This is a genomic window from Endozoicomonas sp. ALD068, assembly GCF_049310145.1.
Lineage (GTDB): Bacteria > Pseudomonadota > Gammaproteobacteria > Pseudomonadales > Endozoicomonadaceae > Endozoicomonas_A.
The window spans coordinates 2,453,104-2,469,744 of the sequence record NZ_JBLYNU010000004.1; the positions used below are offsets into that span (position 1 = coordinate 2,453,104).

8 protein-coding genes and 2 pseudogenes are annotated in these 16,641 nt (G+C 47.5%); 4 read left to right on the forward strand and 6 right to left on the reverse strand.

The window, feature by feature from the left end; genetic code table 11:
• Positions 1–62: 62 nt before the first annotated feature.
• Positions 63–3,857 carry a DUF4116 domain-containing protein gene (locus ACO6V5_RS08605; protein ID WP_422411447.1) on the reverse strand — a complete coding sequence of 1,265 codons (3,795 nt, stop codon included), beginning with the start codon at positions 3,855–3,857 and terminating at the stop codon, positions 63–65.
• A 185-nt stretch (positions 3,858–4,042) separates the two neighbouring features.
• The gene (locus ACO6V5_RS08610; RefSeq protein ID WP_422411445.1) at positions 4,043–7,714 is read right to left on the reverse strand and encodes a PEP/pyruvate-binding domain-containing protein; all 3,672 of its coding nucleotides are present in this window, start codon (positions 7,712–7,714) and stop codon (positions 4,043–4,045) included.
• A 127-nt stretch (positions 7,715–7,841) separates the two neighbouring features.
• Here ACO6V5_RS08610 and ACO6V5_RS08615 point away from each other — a divergent pair, with 127 nt between their 5' ends.
• From ACO6V5_RS08615 to ACO6V5_RS08625, 3 genes and pseudogenes are all read left to right on the forward strand, one after another.
• Positions 7,842–8,006: a hypothetical protein gene (locus tag ACO6V5_RS08615; RefSeq protein WP_422137146.1), complete on the forward strand. Its 165-nt coding sequence runs from the start codon at positions 7,842–7,844 to the stop codon at positions 8,004–8,006.
• Between the two features lie 26 nt (positions 8,007–8,032).
• Positions 8,033–8,215, forward strand: a pseudogene (locus ACO6V5_RS08620) (ISNCY family transposase); the annotation flags it as partial.
• 595 nt (positions 8,216–8,810) lie between these two features.
• Positions 8,811–9,564, forward strand: a pseudogene (locus ACO6V5_RS08625) (IS110 family transposase).
• A 293-nt stretch (positions 9,565–9,857) separates the two neighbouring features.
• Here the strand turns inward: ACO6V5_RS08625 and ACO6V5_RS08630 are convergent.
• The 4 genes from ACO6V5_RS08630 to ACO6V5_RS08645 form a co-directional block, all read right to left on the reverse strand.
• Positions 9,858–10,577 (reverse strand): hypothetical protein, encoded by a 720-nt coding sequence (locus ACO6V5_RS08630; RefSeq protein ID WP_422492086.1) that lies wholly within the window; start codon positions 10,575–10,577, stop codon positions 9,858–9,860.
• A 361-nt stretch (positions 10,578–10,938) separates the two neighbouring features.
• Positions 10,939–12,447 carry a hypothetical protein gene (locus tag ACO6V5_RS08635; protein ID WP_422413998.1) on the reverse strand — a complete coding sequence of 503 codons (1,509 nt, stop codon included), beginning with the start codon at positions 12,445–12,447 and terminating at the stop codon, positions 10,939–10,941.
• 29 nt (positions 12,448–12,476) lie between these two features.
• Entirely contained in the window at positions 12,477–13,619 is a 1,143-nt protein-coding gene (locus ACO6V5_RS08640) for a hypothetical protein (RefSeq protein ID WP_422492087.1), read from the reverse strand.
• A 162-nt stretch (positions 13,620–13,781) separates the two neighbouring features.
• A complete protein-coding gene (locus ACO6V5_RS08645) occupies positions 13,782–15,299 on the reverse strand; it encodes an IS1182 family transposase (RefSeq protein ID WP_422442405.1) in 1,518 nt (505 codons plus the stop codon).
• A gap of 146 nt (positions 15,300–15,445) precedes the next feature.
• Here ACO6V5_RS08645 and ACO6V5_RS08650 point away from each other — a divergent pair, with 146 nt between their 5' ends.
• Entirely contained in the window at positions 15,446–16,459 is a 1,014-nt protein-coding gene (locus ACO6V5_RS08650; protein ID WP_422492088.1) for an IS110 family transposase, read from the forward strand.
• Positions 16,460–16,641 lie beyond the last annotated feature (182 nt).

A 16,641-nucleotide genomic window follows, 5' to 3' on the forward strand; every position in this document is an offset into this window, starting at 1 on the left:
AATCAGGCTCAGAGGATTTTACAAATAGCTATGGGCTTTGGTTTTTCAGGCTGCTGTTTGTATTACGAACCGGCAAATTCACTACTGTAGTATTTTTCTAAACTTTCCTCGTCTACGTGTTTAACAACACCCCGGTTCCTGTGGATTGCTGACCTGATAAAATCCATATCACGTTTAAGATTATGCGCAACAGATATGAAGGCACGGGAATTATGTGCAATTAAATCCAGCAAATACTTGCGATCATTCAATACCCTTTCACTGGCATAATATAAGTGGTCAATATGCTTATCAATTACCATTTGAATAATGTTTTTATCGCTTCGGATTCTTTCACTTGCATACCCGAGAGCCTCTGGATAATCGGTGATGGCAGCCTTTACAACCTCTTCATTATCTTTAATTTTCGGGCCGGCATATTGCAGATAAAAGCCATGTTGGTTGATTGCAGTCATGACGACCTTTTTACTATTCTTTAGTTTCTCACTGGCAAATTCAAGGCATTTGGGACGTGCTGCAATAATTGTTAATATCAGTTCTTTATCATTCCGAAGCTGTTGGCTGGCATATTGCAGTCCATGCTTCAGCAAGGCTTTTGTGATCTTTTCTCTATTATCCGCAAGCGACTGACCCGGTGGAACATCAAAACTTAGCCTGTAACCGTAGGAGAATGGTTTTAGAACATAGCATTGATGCCTCAAATCGGGATAAACATCCTCAATCAATGGAGCAGTCCTTTGGGCATCCAGGTATAACAGATGATGTAAAAGTTCCTTTCGGGTTTGCTCTGTGATTTCATTGCTCATTAATATTTCCCGAAAGTTGTCCTCAGTTTTATCACGAGACTCTTTATCACGAGACTCTTTATCACGAGATTCTTTATCACGAGACTCTTTATCACGAGACTCTTTATCACGACATTCTTCAAACCGTTTGGCATAATGAATAAACTGTCGGTGGTGGCTTGGTAATAACTTGAAACAATCGGGAGTGTAGTGGATACGCTTCTTATAATACATTGCGAAAAGGCAATGTTGAAAGGCGAACCTGTCAGCTTCTGCCGTAATATCGCCATTAAGCCTTTGTGCCAGCAAGCTAAAGTTCCACTGATTGCTTTCAAAAAGGTCAATGTGCAGCATCTTACAATCCAAATCACACATACCACATAACACAGTGAGCAGTTTTTCAACGGCATCCTGCATAGTTTTAGTTGTTTTCATTCGAGTGCATTCGACGATAATTTCTCCCACTACCGCATTGCAACGCAGCTTCATGCTATCAGCATCTTTATCCAGTTCGAGCACTTTCAGTAACTGCACCAGAAGCCACATACGCTTTAACTTGGCAGCTGAATCAATACCATCATCTTTATAAAACTGGTCAGAGAATTTCAGCCGCAAGGTCCGTCCTTTACCCCCCTCTGCGTTTTCAAATAGCTCGATAAGACACAGATGACTTCCAAGCTTCAGGTTAACAATCAAAACGCCATCGGCAATGATGACCGTTCCTGAGCACCCTAACTTTTCAATTAATACTTTGCAGGACGGCTTCAATAGCGGCATCTTTTCATTCGGATTACCCGAAACCGCACAATCAACATATTTGATGCTCCCGCTACTGGATTGCCTGCCCTGACCCGAAGCCAGAGTAACCTTCGCCAGTGCACTTACAAAGCGCCGATGCAGGGCAAAAATCAGCTCATGGACACTCCGAATCTTCTCAGCCTTCTCAGGGTTGAGTGCCTGCAGACAGGATTTCAGCTGATGGCAGGCGTCCAGCCACTCAGGAAAAGTTACGGTGGATAACGGCCCTTCAACATCGGCTTTCAGAGGAAGCCTGATCGTTTCCAACATTGATCGGATGGTCTTTTTCAGTGTCTTGAAGCGCTTGTTTAATTGCGGTAATTCTGCCAGAAGTGGCTTGATCCAGGGTGAACTGCTGTCACCCGATAGCAGCAGGAAGGCCCGGTACCCCTCCAGCAGGACTTCAGCTCCATAGAGCAGGCGTTTTAAGTTGTACTTATTCTCTGCCAGTATTTCTGATCGTTGTGGCGACATACTTAGTTTTACCGGATTTTCCAGACAATCCAGTCCGCCCCCGGAGGCAAAAAATGCCAACAGACGGGCATTTTGATCCGTGAGCCATTGAAAACCGCTGGCGACCCGGTCGAATGTGCCTTCAGGTGGTGACAAATCCTCCCGTGACGGGACGGGTTTTGTTGTCAATGCATCAGAAACAGCTGAAGTCAGGCTTCTGTAATTGGCCAGTGTTTCGGCAATGTCGCCGGCAACAATAAAGGCACCGGGCTTATTTTTAAAACGGGCGCAGGCCAGCGTCGCCTGTTGACCATCCTGAGCGAACAATGCCGAATATTGGCCACCAGCCCGCATCAAGGTTATTTTTTTCTGTTTCATAAGGATTGCTACATGATCATTGAATCCTGCTTCGGCCAGCACAAAACCCCCAACCCGTTTCAGAAACTCAGGCACAAGCATCCAGTCTTCAGCGTGGTGGGCCACGACAATAGCTCCCTGTGGCATAGTGACTGCCTCTGGTTTTCTGGCCAGCCAGAGCGGTCCGGTGCAGAAGCCTTCGCTGATGCCCTCGCCAATGGCCAGGGTTTCTTTGGGTATGGGCATGGCAAAAACCATATCGCCAGAGAGTCGGGTAACAGGACGTACCTGCAACAGGAACAGGCGATCCCAATGATCGATGGCGAACTCGACATCCACGGGGCAGAACAACAGTTTTTCCAGCTTTTTCACCAGTTTCCTGAGTTTTGATACCATCTCATCACTGATTAGCTGCCCGCCGTCGTTTGCCTGGACATCGACAACATCCATTCTTTTTTCCGAATAACCGTTATTGTTGCTGTGCAGGGTAAACTGGCTTGAGATAGTCCCGGGAAAATATTGATAACTGTCAGCTCTTTTTCGACCCTTGCGACTAATATCAATGCGGTGAGGCGTGTTACCAGACTGCCCTGCCACTGCACCTCTGGGTTGACCGGGTGTGAACTCAACACTGATGGTATCATCATCAAAAGATTTATAGCTCATGGCGACCCCGCCGCATCGGCAATGAATACACTGCTGGATGATCAGTGCCATGGGTTGTGGTATGCCTTCGGGACAGACTTCAGACCGGTAACCTGAGGCCATGACCTTAAGGCAGGTACGCAAAATATCCTCATTTCCCTGAACCAGTGAAAGGTATTTGCCCGCCTGGGCATCGCCGTAGTTATCTTCATTGATGCCAGAACTGCGGACAATAACCGGCTGTGATATGTAGAGTCTGTCCAGCTCATGGCGCAGCCCCCTGATTTGCCGGGCCGCTTCAGAATCTTTAACCTGTTCGTAATAGTCATCACTGACAATAAATTCAGCCAGACCCGCCAGCCAGTTGTTCCTTTTGGTTTGCTCTGAAGGTGGTAAGCTATTGAGGTATTCCCGAATGTTCGTCAGGCTGGTCTCTGCCTCCGGATCATAAACAATCCCGGGGAAATAGCGGTCTAAAAGTCGGGTATCCAAAGGCTGTTGTTCAAGCGCATTCATGACCTGAGCAGTCACACATTCGAAGGGTGGAACAGGCAGATCGGCTTTCTTCATACGCTGTAAAAACATTCCCTTGCCGCCAACTTGTTCCCGGCTGCAGGGAAAACTGTCAGCCGCCTGATCTGAAACAGGTGAACGGCAGGAGCGCATGGTTAGCGACCTTGGCTCTGGAAAACTACGGGTGCCATGGTCACTAAAATGCTTTTTGGATGAACTACCAGCCCTGCTGGATGAACTTCCAGTCACCGTATTCTGATTTGAATTTGCTTTCGGAGTTTGAGCATCAAATGTAGTGGGAAACATCAAGATATCCTTCTTGTATTAACATTCATCCATTATTCACTAACAGCTAATTAATAAGCCTCTTTCTTTGACAATGATGTTTTTATAAAGTTCACCCGTCACCCGTCAGGCTAAAACACGCAAAAAAACAACAACAAGCCGACAACACAGCTTGCACTGACCAACCTTGTCTGAATCGATCAGTTTTAACTCGCAGGCTTCTCCACGTATCTTTGAACTTCGGCGTTTTTCCGGATTGCCACCTCAATAAAGGCCCTCTCACGAAGAAGCTCTTTGTAGGCATATTTAACAGCAAGAGCATTATCTTTAATTAAGGCCAGCATAGACTTGCGATCACTCAATATCGTGTCAGTGGCCCATGACAAGCGATTAATATCATCAGCAATCACCCTTTTAATAATGTTTATATCGCTTCTGATTCTCCAACTTGCAAAACGAAAAGCTTTCGGATGCGAAGCGAAAGCGGTCATTACAACTTCATCATCATCCTGCATTTCCTCGCCGGCATATGCCAATCCAATGCCATATTGAGTAACGACGGACATAACGATCTTTCTATCATTCCTCAGTTCTTCACTAGCATATGTCAGGTCACCCGGATGCACTTTAACCGTTGCCAATACCAGCTCTCTATCATCTCGAACCCGCCGACTGGCATATTTAAGCCCATGCTTCAGCAGATTTTTTTTAATCTCTTCTCTACCACCCGGAAACAACTGACCCGGTGAAACAGAAAACCTTAGCTCGTAGCTGTAAGCCGGGTCGATAATAAAGTAATCATTTCTCAAATTGGGATACTCATCTTCAACAAACCAAATAACCTCTTGGGGGTGTGATAATAAAAGATGATGTAACAATTCCCTGCGGATGTTTTCACCCATCTCATCACTCATTAGCACTTCCACAGGAGCCGAAAAAACTAACTCTCGACACTGATCAATAAACTGTTGTTGGTGATGGCTTAATAAATGATAGAAAACGGGGGTTGTTCGGTCTTCTCTATATAAATCACCAGCTATCAAGAACAGGATATGTTGAAAGGAGAATCTGTCAGTTTCAGTAACCGCATCACTATCGAGGCGTTGTGCCAGCATGTTAAAGTTCCACTGTTCTACTTCATCTCTTTCAAAAATAGCACTGTCCGCCAAGTAAAGATCCATATCACGAGAAGCACGTAACGCTGTCAACAGTTTTTCAAAGCCTTCCTGCATGGTTTCAGGTGATGCCATACGGGCACATTCGACGATCATGTCTCCAGCTATGGCGTTAAAACTAACCTTCATGGTTTCGCCCTCTTTATTCAGTCCGATCATTTTCAGTAACTGCACCAGAAACCACATACGTTTTAAAGCACCGGGATTGTCACTGCCATCAGGTTTATCAAACCTGTCGGAGAATTTCAGTCGCAGGGTATGGCCTTTTCCCCCTTCTGCGTCCCTGAATAGCTCAATAACGGCCACATGATAGCCAAGCTTCAGGTTAACAATCAAAGCATCATCCATACTGAGAACAGTCCCTCCGCGCCCTGATCGCTGGATGGATGCTTTGTCACACGTTCTTAAGAGCGGTGCTTCTGCACCCGGAGTCGTGCAATCGACATAGGTGATCTTGTTTTCCGTAGATATCCGGCCCTGACCCGAAGCCAGAGCGACCGGTGCCAATGCCTCCACAAAACGCTGATGCAAGGCAAAAATAAGCTCATGAACACTCCGTACCTGCTCAGTCTCCCTGGGGTTAAGTGCCTGAAGAGAGAATTGCAGCTGGTGGCAGTTAGCCACCCACTGACGAAAAGCTCCCGTGGATAACTGCTCTTTTTCATCGGATTGCAGGGAACGGATGATCGTTTTTAACCCTGATAGGATGGTCTCTTTCAGCGTCGCGAAGCGGTTGATTAGCAGCTGCAATTCATTCAGCAATGGCTGCACCTTTTGTAAATCTTTGTCACCCGCCAGGTTCAGGAAGGCCCGGTAACCCTCCAACAGTGCATCGGCCCCATGAATCAGCTGATTGATCTTGTCACTGGTCTCTGCCAATAATTCTGAGCGTCGTGGCGACATGCTAAGTTTTATGGGGTTTGCCAAACAATCCAGTCCCCTGCCGGGGGCAAAGAATGCCAACAAACGGGCATTTTGATCCGTGAGCCATTCAAAACCGCTGGTGACCTGGCGGAATGTGCCTTCAGGGGGGGACAAATCATCCCTTAACGGGATGGCTTTTACTGACGGCAGATCAGCAACAGCAGAGGACAGGCTTCTGTGACTGGCAAGTTTTTCGCTCATGTCACCGGCAACAATGAAGGCTCCGGACTCACCTTTGAAGCGGGCGCAGGCCAATGTCGCCTGATGGCCATCCCGCTCGGCCAGGGTCGTAAACGCTTCGCCGGCCAGCATAAAGGGTATTTTTTTCTGTCTCATAAGGATGGCCATGTGGTCATTGAACGCACCTGAGGCAAAGACGACACCTCCAGCCCGATCCAGACATTTGGACGTAAGCATCCAGTCTTCAGCATGTCGGGCCACGAGAATGGCTCCCTCTGGCATAAAGCCTGCCTGTTGTTTTTTAGCCAGCCAGAGTGGTCCGGTGCAATAGCCTTCACTGATGCCCTCGCCACTGGCCAGGCTGTGTTCGGGCATGGGCATGGTAAAAACCATGTCGCCAGAGAGTTGGGTTATAGGGCGCACCTGCAACACGAACAGCCCCCCCTGATGATCGATAGCAAACTCTACATCCACGGGGCAGTGCAACAGGTCTTCCAGCTTTGCCACCACGTCCTTAAGTTTTGAGATTATGTCGTTACTGAGTATGTGGCCATTACTGAATTTTTGACCATCGTCGTCTGATAGCGCATCCCCATCATCAATTCTTATTTCCGAATAGCCGCAATTATCTGTGTTTTTGTGCAGAATGAAGTGGCTTGAAATCTTTCCGGGAAAGTATTGAACGTTTTCGGCGCCTTCTTTGCGAGAAATATCAATACGGTGGGGTGTGTTACCGGACTGTCCTGCCACTACCCCCCTTGGCTGACCGTGTGTGTACTCGACCCTGAGGGTATCATCATCAAAGGATTGAAAGCTCGTGGCGACTCCACCTTGCAGGCAGTTAATACACTCCTGGATAATCAGCGCCATGGGTTGCGGTATGCCTTCGGAACAGACTTCAGGCCGGTAAGCTGAGGCCATAACCTTAAGACAGGTTCGCAAAATATCCTCATCTCCCTGAACTTCCGAGAGGTATTTGCCTGCCTGGGCATCGCCGTAGTTGTCTTCATTAATGCCGGAACTGCGGACAATAAGCGGCCCGGATGTTGATAGTCCGTGATCTCTGATGTGTCGGGCCGCTTCAGAATCTTTAACCTGCTCATAAAAGTCATCACTGGCAATAAATTTCGCCAGACCTGCCAGCCAGCACTCTCTTCTGGTTTGCTCTGAAGGCAGCAACGCATTGAGGCGTTCCCTGATCTTTGCCAGACTGATCTCCGCCTCCGGTTCATCGCCGATCCCGGGGAAATAGGGTTCCAGACGCTGGCTATCCAGAGGGTGTTGTTCCAGCGCATTGGTGACCCGGGTTGTCACACACTGAAACGGTGGCACAGATACACCAGCTGCTTTCATGCGCTGCAAAAACATTCCCTTGCCGCCCAGTAATTCCCGGTTGGCAGGAGAACAATGAGCAGCCTGATCTGCAACAGGTGTGCTGCATTTGCGCTTGGCTAGTGGCGTTGCGTCGGGCTCGCCAATGGGTTCAGGGTCACCAAGATACATTTTGGCTAAACGATCAGCCAAAGTCTCCTGATCGGGGAGAGTTGCCAGGCTTTGAGAACCTGATCTGTCAATATTTACAAGTGGCAAAGGTAACATAAAGATATCCCTCTAACGTTAATATTCATCCATGATTCAACAGCGAGTCATTACCATTACTTTGACAAGAATATTTTTATAAAGTTCCACCATTGGCCTTAAGCACATAACTTGATCAGGATAAAAGATGAAGCATTCCGAACTTATGCGCCAGACCATTAATCCACAAATGCAGCTTGGCGAGGTTGATATCTCTGCCATTACATTCAATCTCAGATCAAGGGATGACATTCCCCGCTTGCTCCTGGCATTGCAATATATCTGGACAAATAAGAACTGGTACGTTGGGTAAAAGATTCAGACTACCAGTGTCAGCTGATTGTCCGTCGTGTATTGAGCCATGAAAGCATCCCTCATAATGAGAAGGTTTTTTCTTTGTTCGAACGTCATACCGAATGGATCAGCAAAGGTAAGGCTGGCACTCCTGTAGAGCTTGGCCTCAGAGTCTGCGTATTGCAGGATCAGTTTGGCTTTACCCTGCATCATCTGGTCATGGAAAAACGAGAGGTTATGACCCCCAAAGCATTGGTCACTGGAGTTGTATCCGCTGATGAAGCAGAGGATTAAGGCTCTGTCGTGCAAACAGCTGAGTCAAAGTAGAACTGACCCTCGACGTTGGTCAGTCCAGTCAAAGCAGTGGCTTTGGAATCATTGACAGGAGTACATCTATTCACGATCTGGCAAAGTGTCGGTGCACTGGTCGTTGCCGGGCCATGGGCTTTACTGTGAACACCAGTACAAACTGCAAACCCTGCAAGGGGTACTGCTCACATACCCTCGAAAAGTTCACTAGGAGCCTGACCGAGAATAGCGCCCGTCTAGGCGACCCCGTAGCGAGGACGGCAGAAAATTGAGGATGAAAATTCGGTTTTGTGAGGAGAATAGCGAGCTATTTGACGAACAAAAGCGGATTTACAGACCAATTTGCTGCCGCCGCACGACTGCATGGATGCAGGAGCTAGAGCAACGCAGGAGCAGTTGCCGTGTAGGGCAGTCTATTCTCGGTCTAACGGGATGGTCCGCCCCTCCTAAACGGCTTCAAATGAGCCAAAATGGAGTTAACCATTTAAACAGGATTAACCGGAGCGAACCACCCATGACTATTTCAGTACATGGTATCGATATTGGCAAGAACAACTTTCACCTGTTTGGTGTTGATGAGCAGGGTAGCAAAGTCATCAGAAAGAAGTTGTCCAGGAAGAACCTTCTGGAGTACGTGGCAAATCTGGAGCCATGCATTATCGCTATGGAAGCCTGTGGTGGTGCTCACTATTTGGCTCGGTTATTCAAGAACTATGGGCATACTGTCAAGCTGATTTCACCTAATTCTGGAAGATGCTGAAAATGGACTCCATTCGCTGACTCGTGAGCTGCTACATGGTTTATCAGAAGAGTTGGCCAGTCTTGACAAGCGTATTCAACAGTATGACCAGAAAATTCAGGAGCTGGCTGAAAACGACGACGAATGTCGTCGAATGATGACTATGCCGGGTATCGGAGCCATCACTGCCACTGCATTGAAGGCAGCCGTTGGTGATGCGACGTATTTTAAATCTGGTCGACACCTTGCCGCATGGTTGGGATTAGTTCCAAGACAGCATTCCACAGGCGGTAAGTCAGTCCTGCTGGGCATCAGTAAACGGGGTGATAAATACCTGCGCACATTATTGATACACGGCGCACGTTCGGTACTCCACTGCCTCAAAAATAAGGATGACCGCTGTAAAAAATGGGTTAGCCAACTTAATGAGCGCAGCAATCACAACGTTGCCGCCGTTGGTCTGGCTAATAAAATGGCTCGGATTGTCTGGGTCATCATGACCCGAAATGAAGTTTACAAGGCTGCATAATGAGGTAAAGGCGGCAGCGGCAAAGTAAAGCATAAGCTTAATCAAAGGGGAACCCCCCGCAGATTGCGATGAGCATGCACAGTTGATGGCAAACAGGTAAAAACCGGCAACCTGAAACCTGATAGGAGTCTTGGCCCTTGAGGCCGTCGGACTGATAAGGCCAGGTTGCGCGGATACCCATCAGGGCCAGAGGGTTAGACCTCATGAATAGGCCGTATATATGATTGCAGTTATCTTTGTTTGCTAATTAACAAAACAGGCTCTTGCAAAACGGGGCGGACCATATAAGGCTCCTAGGCCAGCTTATTGGAGATCTGGGTTAGTATGTCTTCCATCTTGCCAAAACGTCGGTCCATCTTGTCAAAACGTTGGTCATGATTTTCTAAATTATCGTAGATTTGCATTAACAGGTCTTCCATCTTGTCAAAACGACGGTCATGATCGTCAAAACGCCCGTCATGTTCGGCCAAACGTTTGTCGATATTATCAAAACGACGGTCATGATCGTCAAAACGCCCGTCATGTTCGGCCAAACGTTTGTCGATATTATCAAAACGACGGTCATGATCGTCAAAACGCCCGTCATGTTCGGCCAAACGTTTGTCGATATTATCAAAACGACGGTCATGATCGTCAAAACGCCCGTCATGTTCGGTCAAACGTTTGTCGATATTATCAAAACGACGGTCATGATCGTCAAAACGCCGGTCATGATCTTTTAAATGATTGACGACCTGTATTAACACATTTTCCATATTGTCAGAACGTCGGTCCTGATGTTCTAAATAGGTTTCAATCCTGACAAAATGCTGGTCTACCTTCTTGAAACCTTGGTCAACTTTGTCAAAACGCTGCCCGATCGAGGTAAATTTCCGGTCATGTATCGTCAGGTGACGCTTTAATTCCTGATGAAAATTAAGCAAAAACGACAGGCTGTTGCTCAAGCTTCCGGTGGTTTTAAACCAGTTCTCTTGTTGTTCTTCCAGTACCCTGACTCTTGCCTCAAGGCTCATACTGCTTTCCTATGTGGTTTTTTGTTCGTCAGGTGAGCATAGCAGTTGAAAAGCAGGGTCAAGATTTTTATTTACAAACTGCCATCCCCCCCGTTCCCATGCTCTGCGTGGGAGTGCATACTGCGGACTGGACACACTCCGATGCTGAAATATGGTAGCGAGTTGAAAGGGTACGGATATTAACCCTTAGCTACGTCGGCTTGTTGGGCAAGGTATTCATTCCCACGCTGGGACCCACAGGGCCTAAAAGCGTGGGAACGAGGGGGTATCACTCAGGCTATAGATTCAACAATATGGCCAGAGAGGTTATGACCCCCAAAGCATTGGTCACTGGAGTTGTATCCGCTGATGAAGCAGAGGATTAAGGCTCTGACGTGCAAACAGCTGAGTCAAAGTAGAACTGACCCTCGACGTTGGTCAGCCCAGTCAAAGCAGTGGCTTTGGAATCATTGATAGGAGTCCAGCTATTCACGATCTGGCAAAGTGTCGGTGCACTGGTCGTTGCCGGGCCGTCGGTTGAACTCACGGATCTCTTGCACTCACCTGCCAGTGGCAATGGATCAACGGCTTTCAGGGGTAAATATTCGTAGTTGTCTACTTCCCACAAAGTCATTCCCTTAAAGTTGTTACAGGTCAGTGCCAGATCAAGCTTGCCATCGATAGTTAAAGCTGTCGTTGTGACGTTGATATTGTTACCAGCCAGATTGATTAGAGGAGCTTTTATATCGAAGACAAGATGGACAAGAGGGACAAGAGGGACGCGAAAACCTTTTAAAGCGAACCCTCCCCTTTGGCTTTCAATTCCTGTAAGAATTTCGCTAAGTGTCTCGCCTTTATTGTCAATATCAACAGTGTTTCTGAAGATATTAATATTACTTTCGTCTCCAATTCTAATATAAGCCAATCTCGAGATTCTGCCCTCGAATGTGTTACCAATTATTTCGAGTTTGTTTGACAGGTTATTGATGTAGGGAAGATTAATGAATATTGCTAACTCTGGAATCATACTGAGTTTTGTTGTGCGGATGGTTTCACCAATGACCTTGTTATTAGCGAAACGTAAGCCCGGAACCGTGTGCAAATCACTGGTGGATGCATCCAGACCCGCATAACAATCAATGTTAACTGCGGCCCGGTCAGGGAGATAAAAAACGTTGTTCTCTATAGATAGTGCCCCATAATAGCAGTTTGTGTGGACAATAGCGTGAGTTTGAGTATCTGGATTAACTCCGGTTGGCTGGAAAGTAATGTGTTTTATATGATTGTCTGCTGTTTCTCCAAAATTGAATTCGTGATAGTACTGGCCAACCCCGATCATGTATCTACTTGTAAAGTTATCATGAAGCTTGATAACAATTTCAAAACCGTCATCAGCAGCCCCGATGATGTCCTGACCGTTCTTCAAAGTTATTGCATTGGCGATAAGATATTCAACAGTGGTCTTACCTGTCACAGGGGCAACGGTTGGAGAAGTTGTTTCGGAGGAAAGCAAGATAACAGTGTTATCAGGAATCTGTTTTATCAACTCACTTAAATCATCTGCAGGGTCGGCACTGAGAACAACGCACTGTCGTCCGCTAACGAGAGCACTGTATTGGTTAAGCCGTTGTTGAACCCCAGCCGTTTGACCTCTGAGAGTGTCACATAATACCGTTGGAAGGGAAGTTGCAGTAGTGGGAGCTGCAGTAGCATTCTGTTGATAGGTACCTACCGGGCAAGCATCACTGTACGACAAGTCCAATGCATCCAGAAATTCTGTTCGCGCAGAGCAATTGGCTGTTAACACTCGTGGGTCGGCTTTTTGGCAAAGAAGCTGATCATTGGCGACAGATCCAATATTCACTTCAGTGCCATCGACATAGCTGTTCACCGCAGTGGTGTTGGCAACCGTTCCTCCATTTACCCCCCCCTCCCGATGCCGGCGCGTGCAAGTTTACCCGAGGTTTTGACCCTGCTGTTCACCGCCGTGGTGTTGGCAACCGTTCCTGAAACGTACCCTCCCCCGATGCCGGCGTCTGCAAGCCAACTCACGGTTTCGACCCTGCTGTTCAACGCCGTGGTGTTGGCAACCGTTCCTAAAACGTCCCCCCCTCCGATGCCGGCATATCCAAACATATTTTTGGTTTCGACCGTGCTGTTCACCGCCGTGGTGTTGGAAACCGTTCCTCTATCGTCAACCAACCCTCCCCCGATGCCGGCGTTTCCATGCAAACCCCAGGTTTTGACTGTGCTGTTCACCGCCGTGGTGTTGGCAACCGTTCCTCTATCGTCAACCAACCCCCCCCCCCGATGCTTGGCGTATGCCCATAAACCCCTGGTTGTGACATGGCTGTTCACAGCCATGGTGTTGGCGACCGTTCCTTCAACCCAGCCCCCCCCGATGCCGGCGAATGAACCATAACTCGAGGTTGTGACATGGCTGTTCACCGCCATGGTGTTGGCAACCGTTCCTGCCTTGTCAACCTGCCCTCCCCCGATACCGGCGCCTGCACTCCGACCCGAGGTTTCGACCGTGCTGTTCACCACCATGGTGTTGGTAACCATTCCTCCACCGTCAACCACCCCCGCCCCAATGCCGACGTGTGCATTGTTACCCGAGGTGGAAACATGCACATTTTCGGCCCGGATATCACTGACTGTGCCAGTATCATCAACAACACAGGCTGCTAACCCGGTCGGCTTCGCGGAATTTTTTATATTGGCACGAGCAAAGTGAAGGGCACTGATGCTGCCTTTCAGAATGTCAACAAAACAGTTAGACAGGCCGCTGATGGAACGGCACTGCCCATAGTACTCCCCGGTGAATGGATGGGTATCATTGCCAATGGATTGATAGTCTTTAGTGACAACAATATCCGCTGTCTGTTGATAGGTACCGTCCAGTGGATAGTCGCGATCTCGACCAATCTTGCCCAGGTCTTCTGCATCATTAATCTTTATGGGGGCTGTTGACGCTGTAGTGGGTGTAGATTGAGTGGTCAGGGCCAGTAACAGAAATACAGGAGCGATGAACAGGTTCGAATAGTGCCGCAACTTAATCATTTTCAGGACTTCCTGGAAAAGTCGATAGGAAGCCTAGGAGCCTGACCGAGAATAGCGCAACCAGACCAACAGAAGTTTTCCCAAATCTTAAAATGAGCAAAAAATATCCAATTATTAGTGGGATTTTGCTCATTTTTGCATATTTATGCCTTCTCACAGCCTCTATGCTGCCTTTTTAGCCTCTTTCAAATCTTCAAGACGGATTGACCTCGTGGAAGCCGCTTTTACAAATTTTTTGATATTATGCGCAGTGCATACCAGTGAAAATTCCGCTGAAACTTTTTCTTTGCCGCGGAGACTGAACCCTCGGAAACCAGATTCTTTTATCTGTCCAAATGGTGGCTCCGCAATAACTTTACGACGCTCATATATGGCTTTCGCACCGGCTGTCTCCATTTTCTTATTCATAGCCTGACGTGCTTTTTCAAACTTATCGGTACGGATAACCCTGCCAGCCTCTTTCTTTGAATCACTGCAATTCCGACGATAAGGGCATTCCCTGCATACCGTCTTGTTTGCCCGGTAGCTTTTTCTTTTGCTTTTGCTGGCCGGGTTCGTTACCAGCTTTTCCCCTGCCGGACAGATAAATACATCAGCTTCGGAATCATACGCAAAATCCGCTTTGACAAACTTCCTGTCAGAGCTTTCAAGGTCGTCAGCGGCAGGCTTCTCCGCCTTGTCGGTTGCGATATAGGCATCAATCTCATGTCGCTCGACTGTATGTAAGTTTGACCCTGAAAAGTAACCATTATCCATACTCCACTTATCTACAGCCGCGCCATCAGTGGCTCCTGATAATGCCCTCAGCGCCGGCTCCACTTCCTGTACATCGTTGGCGTGTTGGCTGACATGCTGGCCAACAATGATCTGGTTATCGGAATCAACTGTAATTTGAGCATTGTAGCTGTACTCACAATACCCCTTCTTGCTCATCACGCGGGCATCGTGATCTGCAAAACTGATCTGCTTTTTGTCGTCTATTGGTTTGTCTGGATTTAAAGCTTTTTCACGTTCTTCAAGTGCTTTCTTGGCCTCTTTGATTTTTTTCAGGCGCTCTTCTTTAAACTGGAGGTCTTCAGGAATGCTGTAACCATTGGTTGCTTTGTAGGCGTCATCTTCTTCCTGATCACACTGACTGGCTTTTTTGATCAGCTCATCCACTTCGGCACTGAGTTCTGCCTCTTTCGCTTTGAGCCTCCCGTAGCTCATGGCCTTGTGTTTTGAGCTGTTGGCTTTGAACTTGGAGCCGTCCAGGCTGATATGACCCAGTGATGCCATTTTGAGTTCAATGGCCAGTTTGACTGACTGTTTGAAGCAGTCATGGAAAAACGACAGATTATCCTTACGAAAGTCACCAAGAACCCTGAAATTCGGGCAGTTCATTTGTGAGATATACATGAACGCCAAGTCTTGTCGACACCGTCGCTCAATCTCACGGGAACTGAAAACACCATGGCTGTATGCGTAGATCAGAATAGCGACAATGAGCTTTGGAGGGTATGCGTGCTGACCAAGGTGGTGATATTTTTTTTCGACTTCAGACGTATTAATGTTCTGAAAAATGCTTTCATAAATAAAACAATCATGATCTTTGAGAAGCAAATCGAAAACGTTGGTTGGGAACAGCAGATGCTGATCAAACTCAACAGGACTGGCCTTAAACTTTGGTGGTGGTGACATTTGGCATAATCAGAGTTGGTTTAAGGCCTATCATAACAGATAAGCCTATTCTCGGTCTAATGGGATGGTCCGCCCCTCCTAAACGGCTTCAAATGAGCCAAAATGGAGTTAACCATTTAAACAGGATTAACCGGAGCGAACCACCCATGACTATTTCAGTACTTGGTATCGATATTGGCAAGAACAACTTTCACCTGTTTGGTGTTGATGAGCAGGGTAGCAAAGTCATCAGAAAGAAGTTGTCCAGAAAGAACCTTCTGGAGTACGTGGCAAATCTGGAGCCATGCATTATCGCTATGGAAGCTTGTGGTGGTGCTCACTATTTGGCTCGGTTATTCAAGAACTATGGGCATACTGTCAAGCTGATTTCACCTCAATTTGTCAAGCCTTATGTCAAGACCAACAAAAATGACTACAACGATGCTGAAGCGATTGCAGAAGCAGCTTCACGGCCCAGCATGCGTTTTGTACCCGTTAAAACGTCAGAGCAGCAGGCCTGGCAACTTCTGCACCGCTATCGTCAACAAGCGGTTGATCAGAGAACTGCCCTGGTTAACCAGATCCGGGGGTCACTATTGGAAGAAGGTATTGTGGTTGCCCAGGGTATTGGTAAAGTTCGTGCACAGCTTCCACGAATTCTGGAAGATGCTGAAAATGGACTCCATTCGCTGACTCGTGAGCTGCTACATGGTTTATCAGAAGAGTTGGCCAGTCTTGACAAGCGTATTCAACAGTATGACCAGAAAATTCAGGAGCTGGCTGAAAACGACGACGAATGTCGTCGAATGATGACTATGCCGGGTGTCGGAGCCATCACTGCCACAGCATTGAAAGCAGCCATTGGTGATGCGACGTATTTTAAATCTGGTCGACACCTTGCCGCATGGTTGGGATTAGTTCCAAGACAGCATTCCACAGGCGGTAAGTCAGTCCTGCTGGGCATCAGTAAACGGGGTGATAAATACCTGCGCACATTATTGATACACGGCGCACGTTCGGTACTCCACTGCCTCAAAAATAAGGATGACCGCTGCAAAAAATGGGTTAGCCAACTTAATGAGCGCAGCAATCACAACGTTGCCGCCGTTGGTCTGGCTAATAAAATGGCTCGGATTGTCTGGGTCATCATGACCCGAAATGAAGTTTACAAGGCTGCATAATGAGGTAAAGGCGGCAGCGGCAAAGTAAAGCATAAGCTTAATCAAAGGGGAACCCCCCCGCAGATTGCGATGAGCATGCACAGTTGATGGCAAACAGGTAAAAACCGGCAACCTGAAACCTGATAGGAGTCTTGGCCCTTGAGGCCGTCGGACTGATAAGGCCAGGTTGCGCGGATACCCAT

Excerpts from the sequence above, each read along its gene's own strand:
- ACO6V5_RS08645 (WP_422442405.1), bottom strand. The coding sequence starts at position 15,299 with ATGTCACCACCACCAAAGTTTAAGGCCAGTCCTGTTGAGTTTGATCAG.
- ACO6V5_RS08630 (WP_422492086.1), bottom strand. The coding sequence starts at position 10,577 with ATGAGCCTTGAGGCAAGAGTCAGGGTACTGGAAGAACAACAAGAGAAC.
- ACO6V5_RS08615 (WP_422137146.1), top strand. The coding sequence starts at position 7,842 with ATGAAGCATTCCGAACTTATGCGCCAGACCATTAATCCACAAATGCAG.
- ACO6V5_RS08605 (WP_422411447.1), bottom strand. The coding sequence starts at position 3,857 with ATGTTTCCCACTACATTTGATGCTCAAACTCCGAAAGCAAATTCAAAT.
- ACO6V5_RS08610 (WP_422411445.1), bottom strand. The coding sequence starts at position 7,714 with ATGTTACCTTTGCCACTTGTAAATATTGACAGATCAGGTTCTCAAAGC.
- ACO6V5_RS08640 (WP_422492087.1), bottom strand. The coding sequence starts at position 13,619 with ATGATTAAGTTGCGGCACTATTCGAACCTGTTCATCGCTCCTGTATTT.
- ACO6V5_RS08650 (WP_422492088.1), top strand. The coding sequence starts at position 15,446 with ATGACTATTTCAGTACTTGGTATCGATATTGGCAAGAACAACTTTCAC.